At 62.2% G+C, this 18,687-nt stretch carries 14 protein-coding genes; 3 read left to right on the forward strand and 11 right to left on the reverse strand.

What is annotated here, in order from left to right; genetic code table 11:
- Window positions 1–30 precede the first annotated feature (30 nt).
- On the reverse strand, window positions 31–2,286 hold the full coding sequence (locus L0U80_RS21945) for an NHL repeat-containing protein (RefSeq protein ID WP_373322247.1): 2,256 nt from the start codon (window positions 2,284–2,286) through the stop codon (window positions 31–33).
- A 336-nt stretch (window positions 2,287–2,622) separates the two neighbouring features.
- On the opposite strand from L0U80_RS21945, the gene L0U80_RS21950 reads away from it, so the two are divergent.
- The 3 genes from L0U80_RS21950 to L0U80_RS21960 are packed head-to-tail and all read left to right on the forward strand — an operon-like array spanning window position 2,623 to window position 5,721.
- Window positions 2,623–3,705 (forward strand): acyltransferase family protein, encoded by a 1,083-nt coding sequence (locus L0U80_RS21950; RefSeq protein WP_233869981.1) that lies wholly within the window; start codon window positions 2,623–2,625, stop codon window positions 3,703–3,705.
- Window positions 3,706–3,758: 53 nt separating this feature from the next.
- Window positions 3,759–4,802 (forward strand): GDP-mannose 4,6-dehydratase, encoded by a 1,044-nt coding sequence (gene gmd, locus L0U80_RS21955; RefSeq protein WP_233869984.1) that lies wholly within the window; start codon window positions 3,759–3,761, stop codon window positions 4,800–4,802.
- On the forward strand, window positions 4,789–5,721 hold the full coding sequence (locus L0U80_RS21960; RefSeq protein ID WP_233869988.1) for a GDP-mannose 4,6-dehydratase: 933 nt from the start codon (window positions 4,789–4,791) through the stop codon (window positions 5,719–5,721). The genes gmd and L0U80_RS21960 overlap by 14 nt, the downstream gene beginning before the upstream one ends.
- Window positions 5,722–5,739: 18 nt before the next feature.
- On the opposite strand, the gene L0U80_RS21965 is transcribed toward L0U80_RS21960, so the two are convergent.
- From L0U80_RS21965 to L0U80_RS22010, 10 genes are all read right to left on the reverse strand, one after another.
- Window positions 5,740–6,912 (reverse strand): glycosyltransferase family 4 protein, encoded by a 1,173-nt coding sequence (locus tag L0U80_RS21965; RefSeq protein ID WP_233869991.1) that lies wholly within the window; start codon window positions 6,910–6,912, stop codon window positions 5,740–5,742.
- 49 nt (window positions 6,913–6,961) lie between these two features.
- Window positions 6,962–8,179 carry a glycosyltransferase family 4 protein gene (locus L0U80_RS21970; RefSeq protein WP_233869994.1) on the reverse strand — a complete coding sequence of 406 codons (1,218 nt, stop codon included), beginning with the start codon at window positions 8,177–8,179 and terminating at the stop codon, window positions 6,962–6,964.
- 23 nt (window positions 8,180–8,202) lie between these two features.
- A complete protein-coding gene (locus L0U80_RS21975; RefSeq protein ID WP_233869997.1) occupies window positions 8,203–9,675 on the reverse strand; it encodes an O-antigen ligase family protein in 1,473 nt (490 codons plus the stop codon).
- A 2-nt stretch (window positions 9,676–9,677) separates the two neighbouring features.
- Window positions 9,678–10,826 carry a glycosyltransferase gene (locus L0U80_RS21980; RefSeq protein ID WP_233870000.1) on the reverse strand — a complete coding sequence of 383 codons (1,149 nt, stop codon included), beginning with the start codon at window positions 10,824–10,826 and terminating at the stop codon, window positions 9,678–9,680.
- A gap of 32 nt (window positions 10,827–10,858) precedes the next feature.
- Window positions 10,859–11,785, reverse strand: coding sequence for a glycosyltransferase family 2 protein (locus L0U80_RS21985; RefSeq protein ID WP_233870003.1), 927 nt, complete (start codon window positions 11,783–11,785; stop codon window positions 10,859–10,861).
- A gap of 36 nt (window positions 11,786–11,821) precedes the next feature.
- On the reverse strand, window positions 11,822–14,044 hold the full coding sequence (locus L0U80_RS21990; protein ID WP_233870005.1) for a polysaccharide biosynthesis tyrosine autokinase: 2,223 nt from the start codon (window positions 14,042–14,044) through the stop codon (window positions 11,822–11,824).
- A gap of 74 nt (window positions 14,045–14,118) precedes the next feature.
- Window positions 14,119–15,294 (reverse strand): polysaccharide biosynthesis/export family protein, encoded by a 1,176-nt coding sequence (locus L0U80_RS21995; RefSeq protein WP_233870008.1) that lies wholly within the window; start codon window positions 15,292–15,294, stop codon window positions 14,119–14,121.
- A complete protein-coding gene (locus L0U80_RS22000) occupies window positions 15,288–15,734 on the reverse strand; it encodes a low molecular weight protein-tyrosine-phosphatase (RefSeq protein ID WP_233870011.1) in 447 nt (148 codons plus the stop codon). The genes L0U80_RS21995 and L0U80_RS22000 overlap by 7 nt, the downstream gene beginning before the upstream one ends.
- A 31-nt stretch (window positions 15,735–15,765) precedes the next feature.
- The gene (locus L0U80_RS22005; protein ID WP_233870014.1) at window positions 15,766–17,184 is read right to left on the reverse strand and encodes a UDP-glucose dehydrogenase family protein; all 1,419 of its coding nucleotides are present in this window, start codon (window positions 17,182–17,184) and stop codon (window positions 15,766–15,768) included.
- A 90-nt stretch (window positions 17,185–17,274) separates the two neighbouring features.
- Window positions 17,275–18,654: an undecaprenyl-phosphate glucose phosphotransferase gene (locus L0U80_RS22010; RefSeq protein WP_233870017.1), complete on the reverse strand. Its 1,380-nt coding sequence runs from the start codon at window positions 18,652–18,654 to the stop codon at window positions 17,275–17,277.
- Between the last annotated feature and the right edge of the window lie 33 nt (window positions 18,655–18,687).

The following is an 18,687-nucleotide window of genomic DNA, read 5'->3' on the forward strand; positions in this document are numbered from 1 at the left end:
GTTTCCAGTGGCGGCGGTTGCGACGGGGCGTTAAGCCGGTTTCCAGCGATACATGAGTACCTTGCCGCGCGCATCCTCCTCGACGAAGACGAGGTATTCGCCATCGGGCTGCCGGTGCGCACTGATGCCGAACGGCACGTCGACCCAGCCCGACGCATTACCGACTTCAGGGCCAGGCCCGAAGGTGCCGATCTCCTTCGCGCTGGATTTGTCGTACACGCAGACGGTCCCCGCGGGTTCGACAACGAAGATGTATTGCCCCTCCACGGTGAGGCCGGCGGGAGTAGCAGGTGGCTTCGCTTTCGGATCCCACGGCAGACGCAGCAAATAGCGCTGTTCCGGCTGCCCGCTCGACCAGTGGTCGTATCGCACGAGCACGCGGCCAGCCTCTTTCGGGAAGCCCGGATCGTGTGGCGCGTCAGCCGTGTAGCCCGTGACGTACATCGAATCGGAATCCGGTTCATAAATCGCGCGGTGTACTTCGATAAACGGCGCGGGTACCGCGTATTTATCGAGCTTGTCGTAGGCGTAGATCGGGTTGCCCTTCGCGTCGAGGCCACCAAAGCGGAAACGCCAGATGCCCCGGTTATCGCGCGCGCGCCAGATATCGCCGCGCGTGTCGATCCACCAGCCCCAGCCGCCGGGCAGCTTGTCCGGGCCTGGATTGCGCGTGAACTCGTCGGCATCGAACGCGCCGTTGCCGTTCGCGTCGCGCCAGATCCAGTCGCCGCCGGTCGGCGCGTTCGGTACGTGCAATACGCCCCGTTCGCGGCCAGCGATGACACCCGAGGGAATCGCCGTTTCGCTGTCACGCTGCCCATCGAAGCGATAGATCTTCAGATGATCGGCGTACATGTCGGTCAGGTAGAGAAACGTGCGGCCGTTCAATTGGCGCGCGGTCGGCAAACCGGGCCACTGGTCCGTGTGGAAGACCGGATCGTCTGGATAGCGGAATCGATTGGTCAGGAAGCCAGCGTATTTCCATTCCTGACCCGGCGGCTTCGACAGATCGAGTTCGAAGCGCTTATTGCCGGTATAGACGCTGTTCGGGCGCGACGGATCCATCCACGCGCCATCCACGAATAGCAGTCCCTCCACGATCCAGTTACGCTTGCCCGCCGATGTATAGCTTTCGAGCGACGCGCCAAGGCCTGCGCCGATGCTCTCGTAGCGCGGCCCGATGCCGTTCGTCGAGACGTAGATATTGCCGCGCGCGTCGACGGCCACGCCGGTCAGGCCGTTGAAACGCCCCGGACCGGGACGGCCCGCCGCGCCGGAGAAAATGCCGCCGCGTTCGCCAAGCATGCCGCTGAGCGTGTAGTCTTTGCTGCTGCGCGAATAGACGAGGATCTGCTGACGCGGTCCGTTGTCGGCGATCAGGATGCGTTGCGCAGGATCGACGGCGATATCGACGGCCTGCGTATCGGTCGGCAGTGTGAGCGCATCGTCGCTCAGCAGGTTTCCTTGTGCGGAATAATGCGCGACGCGTGGTGCGTGGTCGGTGAGTGTGCCCGAGAGTACCCACACCGAACCGTCGCCTGCGAGTGCGATGCGGCCAGGCTCGTGAGCATCCCACTGCGACTGGCGCTGCATTGTGTTCGCGTCGTAGACCTCGACACGGTTCGCCGTCGTGTTGCTCACGTAAAGCGTCGAATCCGATGCAGCGAGGCCGCCGATATCCGCGTGCGCACCGCTGGCGACATCGTTGATCATGAGAAATGCGCCCGAGAGCTGCGCGTGCGGATTGAGCGGATCGGCAGGCGGCTGGAAGGCTGCCGCGCGCTTCGGTTCGTCGAGCGGCCGCCGCGTGACACCGATCCACTGATGGCCCTTCGGCGGCCAGATGCCGTTGCCGACCAGGTGCCCTTTTTCGTTTCCGACACCCACAGCGGCATACAGATACTGGCGATTCACGGCGACCGCATTGCCGCCGCTACCGCCCCAACCGTGCGTACCGCCCGCGAAGCCGAGCATTCTCCCGTCTTGATACGCGCTGATTTCGCCGCCGCTTTCGTCCCACGGCGCATTCGTGAACACCTTGCCTTCAGGCGTAACCGCGATCGCGGTGATATTGATCTGCGTCCACGTGCCCTGCCCATAACCATACGTATTGCCGATCCACGACGTGGTCACGTTCAATTGCGGCGCGGCCACAGTCTGGACCGACGACGTGCATACGAACGCGCACAGCGCGGAAAGTACAAGCGGTCTGCACAGGCGGTGACCGCGACTCGATGACGGCAAGGCAATTCCTCCGTTGGCTATTCGGCAATCTGTCCGGATCATGCCGTACAACAGCGGAGAAAAATCACCCCCCAAAAACCGAAAATAATTCAAAAATATTCAATGCTTTATCGTCGACATGACATCTTTACTGGTATTCAGTAAATCGAGAAAATGCGGTCATAAGTACCACCGGCCCGGCGAATCAGGGCGTTTTTTCCGGCACTCGCCTGCACCCGCGTCCATTGCGCTCGTATTCCATTGAATACGCCAGCGCATTTTCGTCTTTTTGTCGCTCTTAAAGCCAGATTAAATGACGGATATATTTCGCGGTTTTGTCTCAATTAATTCTTTCTAGAATGATCTGGACTTTCCGCGCATGCACCCACCAGATACCTGATGACCGTAAAGAGCCCCGCAAGTCAAACCGCACCTTCACACCGTATCGTTCAGCTCGACGGCCTGCGCGCATTCGCCGTGATGGCCGTCTTCGCACAACACGCGCTGCACGCGCCGCTGTGGATGGGCGTCGATCTGTTCTTCGTGCTCAGCGGCTTTCTGATCACCGGCATCCTGCTCGAACGCAAGGCGCGCGGCCAATCGTATTTCAGCTATTTCTACGCGCGCCGCGTACGCCGTATCCTGCCGCCTTATTTGCTATTGCTGGCTGTCTCGTCGATGCTGTTCGGCCTCGGTTGGGTGCACTTCTGGCGCTGGTATGCATTCTTCGCCACGAATATCGGCGACGCGATCGGCCAGAGTGGCCACGACAGCCTCAATATCCTGTGGTCGCTCGCCGTGGAAGAGCAGTTCTACATCGTCTGGCCATTCATCGTCCTGCTGCTCCCCGAAGCGCTGCTGGCCATCGTAGCGGTTGCACTGATCGCGATCGTGCCCGTACTGCGCGCGATCGCGACGCCATGGTTCGACTCGTTCTGGCCAATCTACTACCTCACGCCATTCCGCATGGACCTGCTCGCCGCAGGCGCCCTGCTCGCCGTACTTGTGCGACGCGACCGCGAAGCACTCGAACCGTTCAAGGTCCCCGCCGCGTTCCTCTTCTTCGCAGCGCTTGCCGTGCTCGCCTGGCTGCATCTGCATTACCCGCGGTTTCGCGCCGAAAACACGCCGCTTTCAAACGCACTGCTCTATAGCATCTCGCTCGTGCTCTGCACGTCGCTTGTCGTGATGGCATTGCAGTCCAGCGGTCTCCTGCGGCGCGTCCTCTGCAATCCAGTACTCGTTTATCTGGGCACGATCAGTTACACGATCTACCTCATTCACCTGACGATCCTCTACGCCGTGTGGCCGCTCGTTCATAGCCGCACACAGAGCGCCGCCATTGCGCTCGCATTAACGCTCGCCTATGCGAGCGCAAGCTGGTTCCTTTTCGAAAAGCGCCTGACTCGCGGTCCGCACGCGCGGCGAATGACGCAAACACCCAGCGTCCCCGTGGCAAGTGCATCCGGCACGCAGCCCTGAACGTCCGACCACTCGGTCTCCCGATCCCCGTTAATTTCACAGAGGGCTATTCCATGAATGCACGACGCAAAGCCATCATCACCGGCGTATCCGGCCAGGACGGCGCATACCTGACCCGCCTGCTGCTGGACAAGGGCTATCACGTCACCGGCACGTACCGCCGCACCAGTTCGGTCAATTTCTGGCGTATGAACGAACTTGGCGTACTCGAACATCCTGCCCTCGAACTCGTCGAACACGATCTCACCGACGCCGGTTCCGCGCTTCGCCTGATCGAGCGTTCAAAAGCCGACGAAATCTACAACCTTGCGGCACAAAGCTTCGTCGGCGTATCGTTCGACCAGCCCGTCACGACTGCCGAAGTCACGGGTATCGGCGCGCTGAACCTGCTAGAAGCGATCCGCGTCATAAATCCACGCATCCGCTTCTACCAGGCGTCCACCTCCGAGATGTTCGGCAAGGTGCGCGCCGTCCCGCAAAACGAAGAAACGGCGTTCTATCCGCGCAGCCCCTACGGCATCGCCAAGCTCTTCGCGCACTGGTCTACGGTGAACTATCGCGAGTCATACGATCTCTTCGCGACAAGCGGCATTCTCTTCAATCACGAATCGCCACTACGTGGCCGCGAATTCGTGACGCGCAAGATCACGGATGCGGTCGCGAAGATCAAGCTCGGCAAGCAGCAGATGCTCGAACTGGGCAACCTCGATGCAAAACGTGACTGGGGCTTTGCGTCCGAGTATGTCGAAGGCATGTGGCGCATGCTCCAGGCCAGTCGCCCCGACACCTACGTCCTCGCCACCGGCCGCACGGAAACCGTGCGCGATTTCGTGACGATGGCGTTCGCCGCGGCGGGCACGCAGCTCGAATGGTCGGGCCGGGACGAGCGCGAGACCGGCATCGACATTTCGACGGGACGGACGCTCGTGCGCGTGAATCCGCGTTTCTTCCGTCCTGCCGAAGTCGACCTGCTGATCGGCGACGCGAGCCGGGCGCGCGCCGACCTCGGCTGGGAAGCGCGCACGACACTCGAGCAGCTTTGCCAGATGATGGTCGCCGCCGACCTCGCACGCAACGAACGCAATGACACGTTCTGATGCGACGCGCGCGCCACGCGCTTTCATCACCGGCGTGGGCGGATTCACTGGCCGCTACATGGCGGCGCGTCTTGCCGCCAGCGGTTATCGCGTGTGGGGTACGGTTCGCGGCGAGGACCGCGTGCCGTCCGACACCACGCCCATCGCTGCGGACCTGCTTGATGAACGCGCGCTCGCCGATGCCGTGGAAACCATCCAGCCCGATGTCGTCGTGCATCTGGCCGCCGTTGCAAACGTCGCGCACGTCGACGTTGCCAGCATCTATACCGTCAACGTAGTCGGCACGCGCAACCTGCTCGAGGCAGTGGCGCGCATGGGAAAACCACCGCGCGCGGTTCTGCTCACGAGCAGCGCGAACGTCTATGGCAACGCGACCGAAGGTATCCTCGACGAAACCGTGGCACCGCAGCCCGCGAACGACTACGCGGTCAGCAAACTCGCGATGGAGTACGTCGCAAAGCGCTGGGATGACAAGTTGCCGATCGTGATCGCACGGCCCTTCAACTACACCGGCGTCGGTCAGTGCGACGACTTCCTGCTGCCGAAAATCGTCGCCCACTATGCACGCGGCGCACGTACGATCTCGCTTGGCAATATCGACGTGATCCGCGATTTCTCTGATGTGCGCGACGTCGTCGATGCTTATGCGCGACTCATCGAGGCGAACTCACACGGCAAAACCTTCAACGTTTGTTCCGGCACAGGCTGCACGCTGCACTTGGTGCTCGACTCGCTCGCTGGCATCGCCGGTTACAACATCGACGTGAAAGTCGATCCGCAATTTGTTCGCAAAAGTGAAGTCCGGAAACTCGTCGGATCGAATGCGAAACTGCGCGCAACGATCGGCGAAACGTCGCGCATTGCGCTGGAAGACACGCTGCGCTGGATGTTCGAAGACGCACGGAGGCGCCTCGCGTAACGAGGCACCTCCGCCGTGTCAATGCACGCCGCTGTTCGCAGCGGCGATCGCTTCACCATAGATCTGTGCGACCCGCTTCGCGACCACCGCGTTATCGAAATGATTGCGTGCGTATGCCCGGCACGCCTCTTCATCAGGCAGTTTCAACCGACCCGAAAGCGCTGCGTCGATGCCATCCGCAATAGCGCCCGAACCCGTCGAAGGCAGCACTAGATCCTGCGAAAGCCCCGCGACTGCTTCAGGTAGGCCACCTACCGGCGTCACGAGCACGGGCGTTCCCGCCGAAAGCGACTCCACCGTAATCAGGCCGAATCCTTCAAGCGCTACAGTGGGCACCACGCTCAGATTCGCGGCGCGATAAAGCGCGGGCAAATGGGCATCCGGCACGAAACCGAGCAATTTAACGTTATCGACGAGACCAGCGTCGTCGATACGCTGCTGCAGCTCCGCCTCCAGTCGGCCGCGACCTGCGATTAACAGCAACACGTCGGGATGGCGTGACTTCAATTGCTTGACGGCATCGATCAGGTCTTCGAGGCCCATGCGGCGCACAAGCCGTCGCACCGCTAGCACGATTGGCCGCCCTTGTGGCAGTTGCAGCCGCAGCCGCGCTTCTGCCGGCGTGCATGGCGGATCGAATTGCGATGTATCCACGCAGCCGGGCACGACACGCACGCGCTCCGGCGAAATTGCATAGCGTTTGGTCAGAATGTCGCCGAACGCACGCGACAGCACGATCAGCCGCGACGAGCGCTCATACACCGACTGCTCCAGATAGTGCTTGATCCGCTGGCTCAGCGACGCAGCGCCCTCAACGAAACTTTCGTCGGCCCACGGCCCCTGAAAGTGCGAAACCTGCGGTATACCGCGCGTCACGTCGAGGCCCGGGAACGTATAGAGCGCAAAGTGCGATGAAATGACATCGGGCCGATGCCGGCCGATTTCGCGTCGCAGCGCCTGGCGCGCGGCCAGGAGGCGAAGCGGCAACGCACGCGAAGCGAGACCGAAGCCGTGGATCGCGCCGCCGCTGTCGTGTGCCACGTTAGGCGAGCCAGCAACAACACCGCGAACCTGCACACCCGCGCCCGGCAGTGCACCCACGAGCGAATAATACATACGGTCGAGGCCGCCCGCGCGCTCCGGAAACCAGTGCATGCCGATCTGAAGCGATTGGATGGATTGAGTCGTCATTGCGTGTTTCCTTTTAATGCTCGAATACTTGAGTCCATGTTTCAGGGGTTCAGGGGGTGTCTGCATGCTGCAGCGAATGACCACCTGACACGGCGGCGTGCGCTAAATCCTGCGCACTGCCAGTGCCTTCGTTCGCGTCTCCCGCAAGCCGCCGATACAGCGCGATGTATTGCGCGGCCATCCGCGCCCAACCAAACTGCCCGGCGAGCCGTGCCGCCGCTTCACCCATTGCTTGCCGCCGTGCAGTGTCGTCGGCGAGCTGCTGCACCGCCCGCGCAAGGGCGCTCACATCATCGGGATCGTCGAGCACAATGCCGCATTCGGGTGTGATGATCTCCGCACCGCCTGCCGTACGCGCAGTCACAACAGGCAGGCCCGCTGCCATCGCCTCCAGCAAGGAAAGGCTCATCGCTTCGTAGCGTGAAGGAAAAACATAGGCATCGACGGAGCGCATCAACGTCGGCATCTCACGCACGAGGCCGAGAAAATGCACACGCGAAGCGATGCCCAGTTCACTCGCCATAGCCGGATAAGGACTGCCGGGCAAATAGCCCGCCACCGCGAGATGCACACGTTGCGGCAAGATTTTCAACGCGTGCAACACCGTGCCGAGGTTTTTGCGCGGCGTACGCAAATCGCCGACGAAGAGCAGCAGACACGCGTCGGCGGGCAGATCGAACTTCGCCCGGTCAGCCGTTGCCGATGCGAAACTGCGCGTATCGACGCCGTTGTAAATCACGTCAAGCCGCTCGATCGGCTCGCCGCCCGACGCACGAATCTCGTCGGCCACCTTGCGCGACACTGCCGCGATCACGCGCGAGCGGCGATACGCCCAGCGTTCGAGCACTGCGTTCGCGCGCGTATAGACGAACTGATAGGCGGACCACAAGCCACGCGTGAGGCCAAAAGGGTAGTACTTGCTGCGCGCCCAGCCGCCATGCACAAAATGCGCGGTGTTCACATCGGCCTGCGCCCAGGTAATGAAGCCGTTCACATGGAGCACATCGAGTTCCGCGCGATGGCGGCGCAGCCAAAGTGCGCTTTTCAGCGCGAATACCTGCTGACGCAACAGATTAGTCGGCCACGCGCGCGAGGCCTGTACGCGCACCCACTTCACGCGCGGATGGGCCAGCAGTTCGGGCGCGACATGGGAGGCGACGAGCGTGACGTCGAATCCCTCATCCAGCGCCGCGCGCGCGATCTCGTGATTGACGCGGCCCTGACCATCGTTATGGCGCACGACATGCGTGACGATTGCAAGTCTCAATCGGTAACCTCCGTGATACGGGTCTAGCGCCGCGTCAGCTTGCGCCAGTGTCCCGCGCTGAGTATGGAAAACACGCTGGAAAACAGCAGCAGCCCACCCGTGCCGACCAGCGAGTTGGTGAACACGAGCATCGCGAATATCGAAAGTGCGAGACTCAGGCACGCGCACACATAGCGATCGTCGGGCATGCGAAGCGCGACGCGCACCGCGCGCGCAAGCAGCCACAGCACGCCCGACATGTACAGCAGCGTGCCTGGCCAGCCGAGCACGAATGGAATGTTCATCACGCCGCTGTCGAAGCTGCCGTACTTGCCGAGTTCGCCGTTGTTGCTCGACAATTTCGTTGAAGCGCCCGTTGCGCCGAGGCCTTCGCCGGTGACGTCGGTGAACGCCGTTTTGGCGAAGTCCGCGTAGAACTGGTTACGCGCAGCGTAGCTCTGGTCGTTGCTGAGGTTCACGAGCGTGTTCAGGCGCTGCTGCATGCGCTCCGCCACCGGGCCTATTGTGAGGAGCGGGACGCAGACACCCGCCAGAACGATGGCGCTGACGATGATGCGCACGCGCACACGGTTGCTCGATTTCATCAACTGGATCAGCATCGCGATCGCCCAGCCGCCCCACGTCGAGCGCACGAGCGAGAGCGCAAACGCGAAGAAGCCGAGGGCGGCCGCGATCCAGCGCACCCGGTGTTTCGCCGCCATCACCAGCACCATCGCGCCCATCATCGCGAATGCGAACGGACCCGACGAGTTCATCGTGCTGAACACGCGCACGCCATAGGGCACGGGGTCGCCTTGAGAGTTCATGTTCGAACCGATCATCCACATTGCGTCCCACGGCGGCATCACGAAGAACTGCACGAGGCCATAGGCGCCCATGACGAGCATGCCGTAGATGAAGGTGTTGACGATGGTGTCGCGTGACTCGGGATACTGTCGCGTGAACACCATGATGTGAAAGCCGATCAGGAGCGGATAAACCCAGTTCGCCAGATCGTAGACAGCAGCGGCCGGCCCGCTTGCCACCACGCCCACCACGAACGCATACGCGATACCGGCGAGCGCAAGCAGGATCGGCAAACCACGACGCTGCGCAAGCAACGGGTAGTAGCGAAGAAGCGAAATGCCGCTGATCATCGTGACCGCCAACGGCGCCACCTGAATCATGCTCGTCGGCGTGAAGCCACCTTTGCCGTAATCGGCGAGGCGCCGCACTTCAGGACTCAGGAACCACAGCCACCACATGAAGCCGATGTAACGCACCGGATTCACGAAATAGAGCCACAGGCCCGTCATCACTGCGAGCACCGGAAACGCCAGGGTGAGCACCGTTCCCTGGTGCGCGGCCACGAGCAACGCCGTGAAAAGCCAGAGTGCCAAAGGAGGAAGCGTGTCGCGACCCAACGCGCGGCGCAAACCCGAGCGCCCACTAGCTGCAGGGGAAACGCGCGCGACTGGCGCTGGAACTGGACTGGGCATAGCGGACGGCAAACGCATCGTCACATCCCTCGCGGCAACTCGCGGCCCGTTGCCGCCCCGCCAGCCGCCGCCGCACGCGCACACTGCGCCTCGCGCTCCAGCAGCATTTCGCGCGTAAGTTCCACATGCTGCTCGGCGAAGTGCTGCGTCGTCAGATCGCGCGTGCGCAACTGCTCGCATGCCGCGCGCGCCTGATCGAGCGCCTGCGCCGGGTTCGCAGCCAGCCTGCGCACAGCGTCGCGCAATTGCTGCGGATCGAACGGCTCGATCCAGGAGACGGCCGCTTCGTCGAAGTAATCGTCGAGGGCACCGACTTTCGTCACGACCATCGGCTTGCCAAGCGCTGCCGCCTCCAGCATCACCGTGATGCCCGAGGCGTGCGTGTTAGGCCGCAACGGCACGACGACGAGATCGGCCCATTCATAAAGCGCGTGCTGCTGCTTGATACCGGACACGCGTACGACTTCCACATTCGATGCGCGCGCCGAAGCCGGCATGCGCCGGCGCGTGGCGATACGCACCTGATAGCGCGCGTCGTCGCCTAATGCCGCGACGAGGGTATTCCAGTCACGGTCCCGATCGTTGCCGATGGCGGCAACGCGCAACGGTTCATGCGGCTGCCAGCGAGCCGGTGGACACAGCGGAAAATCTCCCGTGTTCAATCCATAAAGCACCCGGTGGGCGTCGCGGCCGAAATAGCGTTCACATAGCGCGGCATTCTCGCTAGCGAGCGTCGTGAGCAGATCGGCGCGCGCGATCAGCCTGCGATAGAGTGCGCGACGCAGTGCGCCGTAACCCGCCCAGCGATCGAGCAGCCACACACTCTGTGCGAGCAGGAGCGGCCGCTCGCCACCCTTGCGTGCGTTCATCAGCAAGAGAAGCGCCACGGCCAGATGCTCCTGTTCCGTGTGCGTCCAGATCACATCCGACCTCAGGATTGCGCGGCGATTGCGCCACGTATGGATGAAATCGAAGCCGAGCATTGTCTTCAGCGCACGTCGCGCGAATCGCATCGGAGCGATTTCGTGCTGGTCGCGCGAGTAGTCGAGCGCGAATTCGGACGATTCAGCGTGATGGTAACCATACAGGCAGCCGATGTTTTCGCCCTTGCGATAGCGTCGCGGATCGGCACCGTAAAAAAGATGAACGTGGACTTGCGTGCTGCTCATTCAGGGTCCTCCGTGTAAAACCTGGGCATCATCTATGCCAGCGCCCGGCGCGCCTCGCGTGCGCCAATGCGCACCGCGCGCCAGCGCTCGATGGCAGCCTTGGGCGGCCCCGCTCGCAGAGCGCTCAGCACCGCGTGCACGAGCCCCGGATAGACGCGCGTGCCGATCAGCGCATACCACCACCACGCTATCTCGCGACGCAGCGGCGAAAGATGTCCGCGCAGAATCAGATGCAGATTGAACGCCGCATTACGCGTCGATGTGAGCGTCTGCGCATTGCGGGGGTCTTCACCTCTGCGCGGTGCAGGATAGTGATCGACGGCGACGAGCGGGTCATAGACGAGCTTCCAGCCCGAGCGCTTCACGCTCATGCTGAAGGCCATATCGTTGTGCGTTTGGGCACCTGTGCCGCGCAAACGCCGGTCGAAGCGCAGATCGCCGATGGCCGCGCAGCGATAGCTCATATTCGCGCCCTTGAGCAGATCGACTTCGCGCGCGTCACCCACCCCGAGATGATGATTCCCGACGATGCGGCCCGAACGCTGAACCTTGCCGACCATTTCGCACTCACCGTCGAGCACGCGACCCGCTTCGTGGACCCAGTCTCGCCCACCCAGCGCGCCGAGTTCGGCGTCGCCTTCGAACGCAGCGGCAATCCGCGCGACCCAGTCGCTGCGTGGAGCGGCGTCGTCGTCGGTGATCGCAATCACGTCGCCCGTCGCGGCTTCGAGTCCGCGATTGAGGGCGGCGACCTGTCCCGGCTCGTCGACCAGTGCGACATCCACGTTCAGCACACGTGGCGTGACGTGGTCGGCAAGGCACGCGTGCGTTGCCATGTCGTCGGCCCGCGCCACTACGACGATCTGCTCCGGCGTGCGCTCCTGGCACAACAGCGCGGACAGGCATCGAGCAAGATCATCAGGACGACGATACGTCGGCACGATCACGCTCACTCTCATTGTTCATTCTCCGCTTGAATAATGTCGATGCATAAATCAGGCACTCAGATATTCCTGCGCCGCCGTGTAGCCATAGGCGTAGCTTCCGCGCGCGCGCTGCGGCACCGCATTGAAAATACCGCCCTGCACGCGCACACCTGCATTGCGAAGCCGCTTGAGCGTATCGGCAATTTCACCTTCCGAATGCATGCCCGAACGCAGCACGAGGAACGTCGATCCCGCATGCCCGCCGATGATGGCGGCGTCCGTTACCGCGAGCACCGGCGGCGTATCGATGAGCAACACGTCGTAGCGTTTTGAAAGCCCTTCCAGGTATTGACCGAGACGCGGCGACATCAGCAGCTCGGATGGATTGGGCGGACGCCGACCGCATGAGATGAAGTGCAGGTTGTCCACTTCCGTCGCGCGAATCGCCTCGTCGAGTGAGATCTGGCCCGACAGCAGTTCGGAAAAACCGTTTTCCTGCGCACTACCCACGTGTCGCTCCAGCGCGCCGCGCCGCATGTCGCCGTCGATCATCAGCACACGCTTGCCCGAGTGCGCGAGCAGCATGGCCAGATTCGCGGTGAGGAAGCTCTTGCCTACGCCCGGCACCGAGCCGGTCAGCATCACCACACGATTACGCGCATCCATTACGCTGAACTGCAGCGACGTGCGCAGGCTGCGCAGACTCTCGACGGTAAGGTCTTTCGGGTACGCGTTCGCGAGCACTTCGCGCATCCGGGTACCACCACGCACTGGAGCGCGTTTTTCCAGTGCCATTTGCTCCGTCGACAACGGCACCAAGCCATAAACCGGCAGATGAAACGCGCGCTCGATCTGGTCTGCGTCGACGATGCCTTTGAAGAGGTTCCGACGCATCAACACAAAACCGGTGCCGAGAATCAGACCGAGCAGCGACGCCGCCGAAATAATCAGCAGCTTCTTCGGCTTCGACGGGTTGCCAGGACGCATTGCGGCGTCGACGATATGCACGTTGCCGCCCGTTCCCACGCGCTGAACGGAAAGCTCCTGAATACGATTGAGCAGCAGGACGTAAATGTCTTCGGCCACCTTGGCATCGCGCTGCAACTGCACCGCTTTCACTTCGGTTGCGGGCAGGTCCCTGAATTTCGTGTCGTACTTGGCGCGTTCCCCTTGAAGCTCAGCAAGCTGCCTGCGCGCAGCCACGAGCAGCGGATGCGCGTCGCCGAAACGCTGTTCCAGTGAAGCGATCTGCAACTGCATCGCGGAAATCTGCTGCTCGTACTGCACGCTGCCTTCGAGATAAATCTTCGCCTCGTCGCTCGCGTTGATCGATCCCGACTTGCTCTGATAAGCGGTCAGCGCGGCCTCGGCGTTTTCGAGGTCGGACTTCAGGCGCGGTTGCTCACTGCGCAGGAAATCGAGCATCTTGTTCGCATCGGCCTGCTTGGTGACCATGTGAACGCGCAGATACGACTGTGCGATTGCGTTCGCGATCTCGGCCGCGCGTGAGGCATCCGAGTCGGAAAGCGAAATATCGATCACGCCCGTCTGCTTGCCCTGCTCCTGCACCTGGATCGCGTTCTGGAACGCGCTGATCGCGTCGAGGTCGTTCATGCGGACAACGGTGAAGCGTGTGCCCGGACGTGCGACCAGTTCGTTCACAAGGATGGTCACGCCGTTACCCTGCGCGGTCTGCCCGGCTACCCCTTCGAGCAGCCGCTCTCCGTTCGGGCCATCGAGCACATAGCGTCCGTTCGACAGCGCGGTCAGTGTGAGCTTTTTACCTTCGAGTGAAGCGTCCACGTTAACCGAATCGACCTCTGCGACTTCACCTCCCCACGCGAACGTATCGAGCCCGAACCATGGCCTCGCGGGCGTGCCAGGTGTAGCCAGCCGGTTTGCCAGATTGCCGAGTACCGGGATCGAAACCGGCGCGACCGAAAAATTCAGCTTGTATTGCTTGACGACCGGCTCGACCACGCTGCGGCTCTTGATCATCTCGATCTCGGCGTCAGTGGGCAGCGAAGCCGACGACCCACTGTTGATCGACGCGCCCGTCTGTGTCTGCGTGAGCGCCTGTGACGTGTAGTCGGCGGGCTCGACGCGAACCTGCGTATCGGCCGTATAGACCGGCTTCGCCACGTAGCAATAGAACACGGCAATGGCAATAACGGCCGCTGCGATGGCGATCAGCCAACCGATGTCGTCGAGAATGACGCGCAGCAACTGGCCGAGGACGACGTCCTCTTCTTCGGTGCGGGCCGCCGGGGCCGCCTGCGGGGTGATTTGCATGCTCACGTTTCTTTCCCCTTGAGTGAGTGTTGCACCTGACTGTCTTCCTCTTTGAAAGTCGATCGACACGCGCGTCAGCGTGTGATCTGCTTCAGATAGAAAACGGTCTGGATGGTCGGCAGCACCTGCTGCAACAAGCGGTTGAAGGTAGCGGAAGCTGCCGTGCCGACGTACACGACATCGAGCGGCTTAAGCTGGAATTGCGACGACAGTACGATCGAGTTCGGCTGCGTCATATCGAGCCGGTAAATCTCCGGCTGCGTGGGGTTGTCTTTCATGCCGCGCATCACGAAGATCTGGCGCGGGTTCGCATCGGTGTTGAGAATGCCGCCGGCCTGCGTGAGCGCGTCGGCAATCGTGTACTTTCCGCGGACCATATTCGTCTGCGTCGGCGTCTTGACTTCGCCCAGCACGAATATCCTGCTATCCAGATGATCCGGTACGTTGATGATGTCGCCGTCCTGAAGCATGACGTTCTGGCTCGCATCGCCCGCATCGAGCAGGCGATTCGCGTCGAGCACATAGAGCTTGCCTTCACGCGTGAGACGCACGCGATCGATGTCGGCGTTATCGGTCGTGCCGCCCGAACGCGTGATCGCATCGACGAGCGTGAGCGGCACGTCGCTCATGGCGAGCGGGCCTGGCGTCTTGACATCGCCGGTGACCTGCACTTTCTGGCTGCGATACGCGAGCACGCGCACATCCACCTGCGGGTTTTTCACGTAAGGCACGAGACCCGACGCGAGCTGGTCGCGCAACTGGGCCGGCGTCTTGCCCGCCGCGTGAATGCGCCCGACGAACGGAAAGTAGATCGTCCCGTCGGAGGCAACGGTCTGACCGTATGGATCGGCCTCGCCCGGCAACGCGGTCGTATAGGGCTGCGTCAGCGCTTGACCGACCGTCTGCGTGGTGGTGCCGCCAGCCGAGAACGTCGAGCCCTGCGGCGTCGAAAGTTCGGGATGGTCGAAAACGGTCACGCCCAGAATGTCCTGCGGCGCGATGTGATAAATGTAGCTGGAAGCATTGGCGTAACGCGACGGCGGCAACGCGCCGTGTGCCGCCGCCTCCTGCGCCGCAGCCTGCTGCATCACGAGTTGCGCGTCGATCAGATGCACCGTGTACTGCTGCTGCGGCTGCTTCGACGGCTCTTCATGCAGGCTCGACGTGTCGAGGTAATTGCCGGGCGCGGTCGAGCACGCGGATATGAAGGCGCTCAGCGCCAGTACGGCAGTCAGTTTCGTTCTCAGCATATTCGGCTCAACCATCCCTTCACCAGACGATCCATCAACTCGATACTGTCGCGATACGCGCCCTCATCGAGGCCATACGGATCGACGACATCCGAGTTCTCCCATTCGCCGAGCGCGTACACCTTGCCGCGCGCGCTCGGTTCCATGCGCTCGACGGCCTGCACCTGCTGGCGCTCCGTAACGAGCACGAGGTCAGCGTTGCGCACGAGCTTGCCTGTGAGGCGCCGCGCGCGGTGCTCTCCCACTGCAACGCCGCGTTCTGCGAGCAGCCGCTGCATGACCGGGTCCATGTCCGCGCCCTCGCGTGCGCGCAGGCCCGCCGAATGAAATGCGCTCTTGCGCGCCGGAGCGCATTCGCGCAGGCGTGCGCGAAACAGTTGCTCCGCCGTCGGCGAACGGCAGACATTTGCGTGACAGACAATCAGCACGTCCTTGAACATGGCTGCACCCTTTCTTCGCTAATGGCCGCGTTTATGCAACGGCCTGCGTGCGCACGGCGGCTGCGGCACGCATGTGGCTCGCCTGCGTTGCACTCGCGCGGCCCACGGCGTGGTATTCGATGCCGATCTCCTGTAACGCGGACGGTTCGTAGAGATTGCGCCCGTCGAACACGATCGGCGATTTCAGCCGCTCCATCAGCGCTTCAAAATCTGGCGCCTTGAAAACCTTCCAGTCCGTCGCGACAACGAGCGCATCAGCGCTGTCGGCGGCATCCACGGCCTCGTCGACGAACGTGAGACGCGACTGCCAATCCGGCGCATTCGCCAGATCGAGCGCGAGCACGCGCTGTGCCTCAACGGTTGCTACCGGATCGTAGGCGCGCACGTTCGCGCCGCGCGCGAGCAGTTCGGCGATCAGCGTGCGACTCGGTGCTTCGCGCATGTCGTCCGTGTTCGGTTTGAACGCGAGACCCCAGACACCGAACGTGCGCCCGCTTAGATCCGAACCGAAACGCGTAACGATCTTCTGTGCGAGCACGAGCTTCTGCGCGCCGTTGACCGATTCGACGGCGCGCAGAATCTGCAACGACTCGCCAAAATCCTCTGCAGTTCGCATCAGCGCCTTCACGTCCTTCGGGAAACACGAGCCGCCATAACCACAACCCGCGTACAGAAAGTCGTAACCGATGCGCGGGTCAGATCCGATGCCACGGCGCACCGACTCGATGTCGGCACCCACCCGGTCGGCGAGATTCGCCAGTTCGTTCATAAACGAGATGCGCGTCGCCAGCATTGCGTTCGCGGCGTACTTCGTAAATTCGGCAGACGGCACGTCCATATACAGCGTGCGCTCGTGATTGCGGTTGAACGGCGCATACAGGCGCTTCATCAGATCCTTCGCACGCTCGCCGGGCACATCATCGGTGCAACCCAGCACGATGCGGTCGGGCCGCGCGAAGTCCTCCACTGCGGCGCCCTCTTTCAGAAACTCGGGATTCGACACGACCGAAAACATGTGCGATTGCCCGCGCTTGCGCAACTCGCCCGCAATAGCCTCGTGCACGAGCGCTGCGGTGCCCACGGGCACGGTCGATTTATCGACGATCACCTTGAAGCCGTTCATGTGCCGGCCAATATTGCGCGCGGCTGCGAGCACGTATTGCAGATCGGCCGAACCGTCCTCGTCGGGTGGCGTCCCCACGGCGATGAACTGGACGTCGCCGTGCGCGACCGCGGCAGCCACGTCGGTCGAGAACGTGAGGCGCCGCGCGCGGCGATTGCGCTCGATGATCTCCTTCAGGCCCGGCTCGTGAATCGGCACGACGCCCTGATTGAGCAGTTCGATCTTGCGCTCGTCGACATCGAGGCAAAACACGTCGTTGCCGATGTCCGCAAGACACGCGCCCGTTACGAGACCCACATAACCGCTGCCAATGATCGTCAGATTCATGCCCACCTCAATAGTGATTACCTGTTGCCACGCGCGAGCCGCGCTGCATAATGCAGCACACCGCGGCAGCACACCGCGCGCCCGAGCGACTCAATATGCGTTTTGTCCTGCGAAGCCTTTCCACATCGTCATCGCGACGATCTTCAGATCGAGCATGAAGCTCCAGTTCTGCATGTAGTGCAGATCGAAGCGGACGCGGTCGCGCATTTTCTCCACGCGATCCGTCTCGCCGCGAAAACCGTTGACCTGCGCCCAGCCCGTAATGCCGGGTTTGATCCGATAGCGCTGCATGTAGCCGCGCACGAGGTTCTTGTAGATGTCGTCGTGTTCGAGCGCATGCGGACGCGGGCCCACCACCGACATTTCGCCCTTGAGCACGTTGATGAACTGCGGCAGCTCATCGAGGCTCGTGCGGCGCAGAAATGCGCCAACACGCGTGATCCGCGGGTCATTGCGGCGCGCCTGCGTGACCTGGCCCGCCGTTTCGGCGTGGACCTTCATCGAGCGAAACTTGTAGATTTCGAATTCGTTGCCGTCGAGGCCCTTGCGCCGCTGGCGAAACATCACCGGCCCCGGCGACGAGCACTTCACTGCGATGGCGATTGCAGCCAGAAGCGGGGCAAGCGAAGCAAGCACGCACGCGGCGAAGAGCCAGTCGAATACGCGTTTTGGCAACACACGCAGATCGGTGATCGGCGACGCCGCGAGGTTCATGGCCGGTACGCCGAGGAGATCCACCACCGGCTGGCTGAAAAGGGAAAGGCTGCGCACATCCGGAATGAAACGGATATTCACGAAGTCGTTGCGCAATTCCGTCACGATGCGATGAATCGTGCGTTCCTTGGAGATCGGCAATGCAAGCCACAACTCGCGTATGCCGTGTTCGCGCACGCGCGCAAGCAAGGCCTCCAGATTGCGCTCCACCGGCACGCCGTCTACGGTCGTTTCGCCATGCGCGTCGTTGTCCTCGTCGAACAGCAACGTTGGGCGGAATCCCGCTTCCGGATGGTGGCGCATCTGTTCGATCAGAAAGCGTCCGTAGCGATGTCCGCCCGCCACGGCCACGTCGCGCTGGTTATAGCCTTCGCGGCGCAGGCCCTTGAGCACCATATAAACGAGCGCCTTCGAGACGATCAGCAGGGCAACCGTAGCAACGGCCCACCAGCCGAGCCACACCCGCGACAGCGAATCCGCGCGGTGCACACTGAAACTGAGCAGAACGCCCGTGGCTTCCACGGCGATCCACGCAATGCACACGCGTGCGAACAGATCGTGGAGCGACTTGCCCCGCCACGACTGATAGATTCCCAACGCAGGGAACATCCAGATCGCAAGAAGACAGTTAAAGGCCAGCGCGACACTTTCTTCGTCGCCGAGCGCAACGAACTTTCCGTGATGCAGAGCAGCCGCGATCAGCGCGCCCGCAGCGATCGCGACGATGTCGATGATTCTGGCTAGAACGCTAAGCATGTCCGGCACCTCGGGTTAAAAATGGATCACAGC

This window comes from Paraburkholderia adhaesiva (assembly GCF_021390575.1).
Taxonomy (GTDB): Bacteria; Pseudomonadota; Gammaproteobacteria; order Burkholderiales; family Burkholderiaceae; genus Paraburkholderia; species Paraburkholderia adhaesiva.

Bases quoted from the DNA above. Each gene is read 5' to 3' on its own strand.
- L0U80_RS21945 (WP_373322247.1), bottom strand. From the start codon at position 2,286: ATGATCCGGACAGATTGCCGAATAGCCAACGGAGGAATTGCCTTGCCG.
- L0U80_RS21950 (WP_233869981.1), top strand. From the start codon at position 2,623: ATGACCGTAAAGAGCCCCGCAAGTCAAACCGCACCTTCACACCGTATC.
- gmd (WP_233869984.1), top strand. From the start codon at position 3,759: ATGAATGCACGACGCAAAGCCATCATCACCGGCGTATCCGGCCAGGAC.
- L0U80_RS21960 (WP_233869988.1), top strand. From the start codon at position 4,789: ATGACACGTTCTGATGCGACGCGCGCGCCACGCGCTTTCATCACCGGC.
- L0U80_RS21965 (WP_233869991.1), bottom strand. From the start codon at position 6,912: ATGACGACTCAATCCATCCAATCGCTTCAGATCGGCATGCACTGGTTT.
- L0U80_RS21975 (WP_233869997.1), bottom strand. From the start codon at position 9,675: ATGCGTTTGCCGTCCGCTATGCCCAGTCCAGTTCCAGCGCCAGTCGCG.
- L0U80_RS21980 (WP_233870000.1), bottom strand. From the start codon at position 10,826: ATGAGCAGCACGCAAGTCCACGTTCATCTTTTTTACGGTGCCGATCCG.
- L0U80_RS21985 (WP_233870003.1), bottom strand. From the start codon at position 11,785: ATGAGAGTGAGCGTGATCGTGCCGACGTATCGTCGTCCTGATGATCTT.
- L0U80_RS21990 (WP_233870005.1), bottom strand. From the start codon at position 14,044: ATGCAAATCACCCCGCAGGCGGCCCCGGCGGCCCGCACCGAAGAAGAG.
- L0U80_RS21995 (WP_233870008.1), bottom strand. From the start codon at position 15,294: ATGCTGAGAACGAAACTGACTGCCGTACTGGCGCTGAGCGCCTTCATA.
- L0U80_RS22000 (WP_233870011.1), bottom strand. From the start codon at position 15,734: ATGTTCAAGGACGTGCTGATTGTCTGTCACGCAAATGTCTGCCGTTCG.
- L0U80_RS22005 (WP_233870014.1), bottom strand. From the start codon at position 17,184: ATGAATCTGACGATCATTGGCAGCGGTTATGTGGGTCTCGTAACGGGC.
- L0U80_RS22010 (WP_233870017.1), bottom strand. From the start codon at position 18,654: ATGCTTAGCGTTCTAGCCAGAATCATCGACATCGTCGCGATCGCTGCG.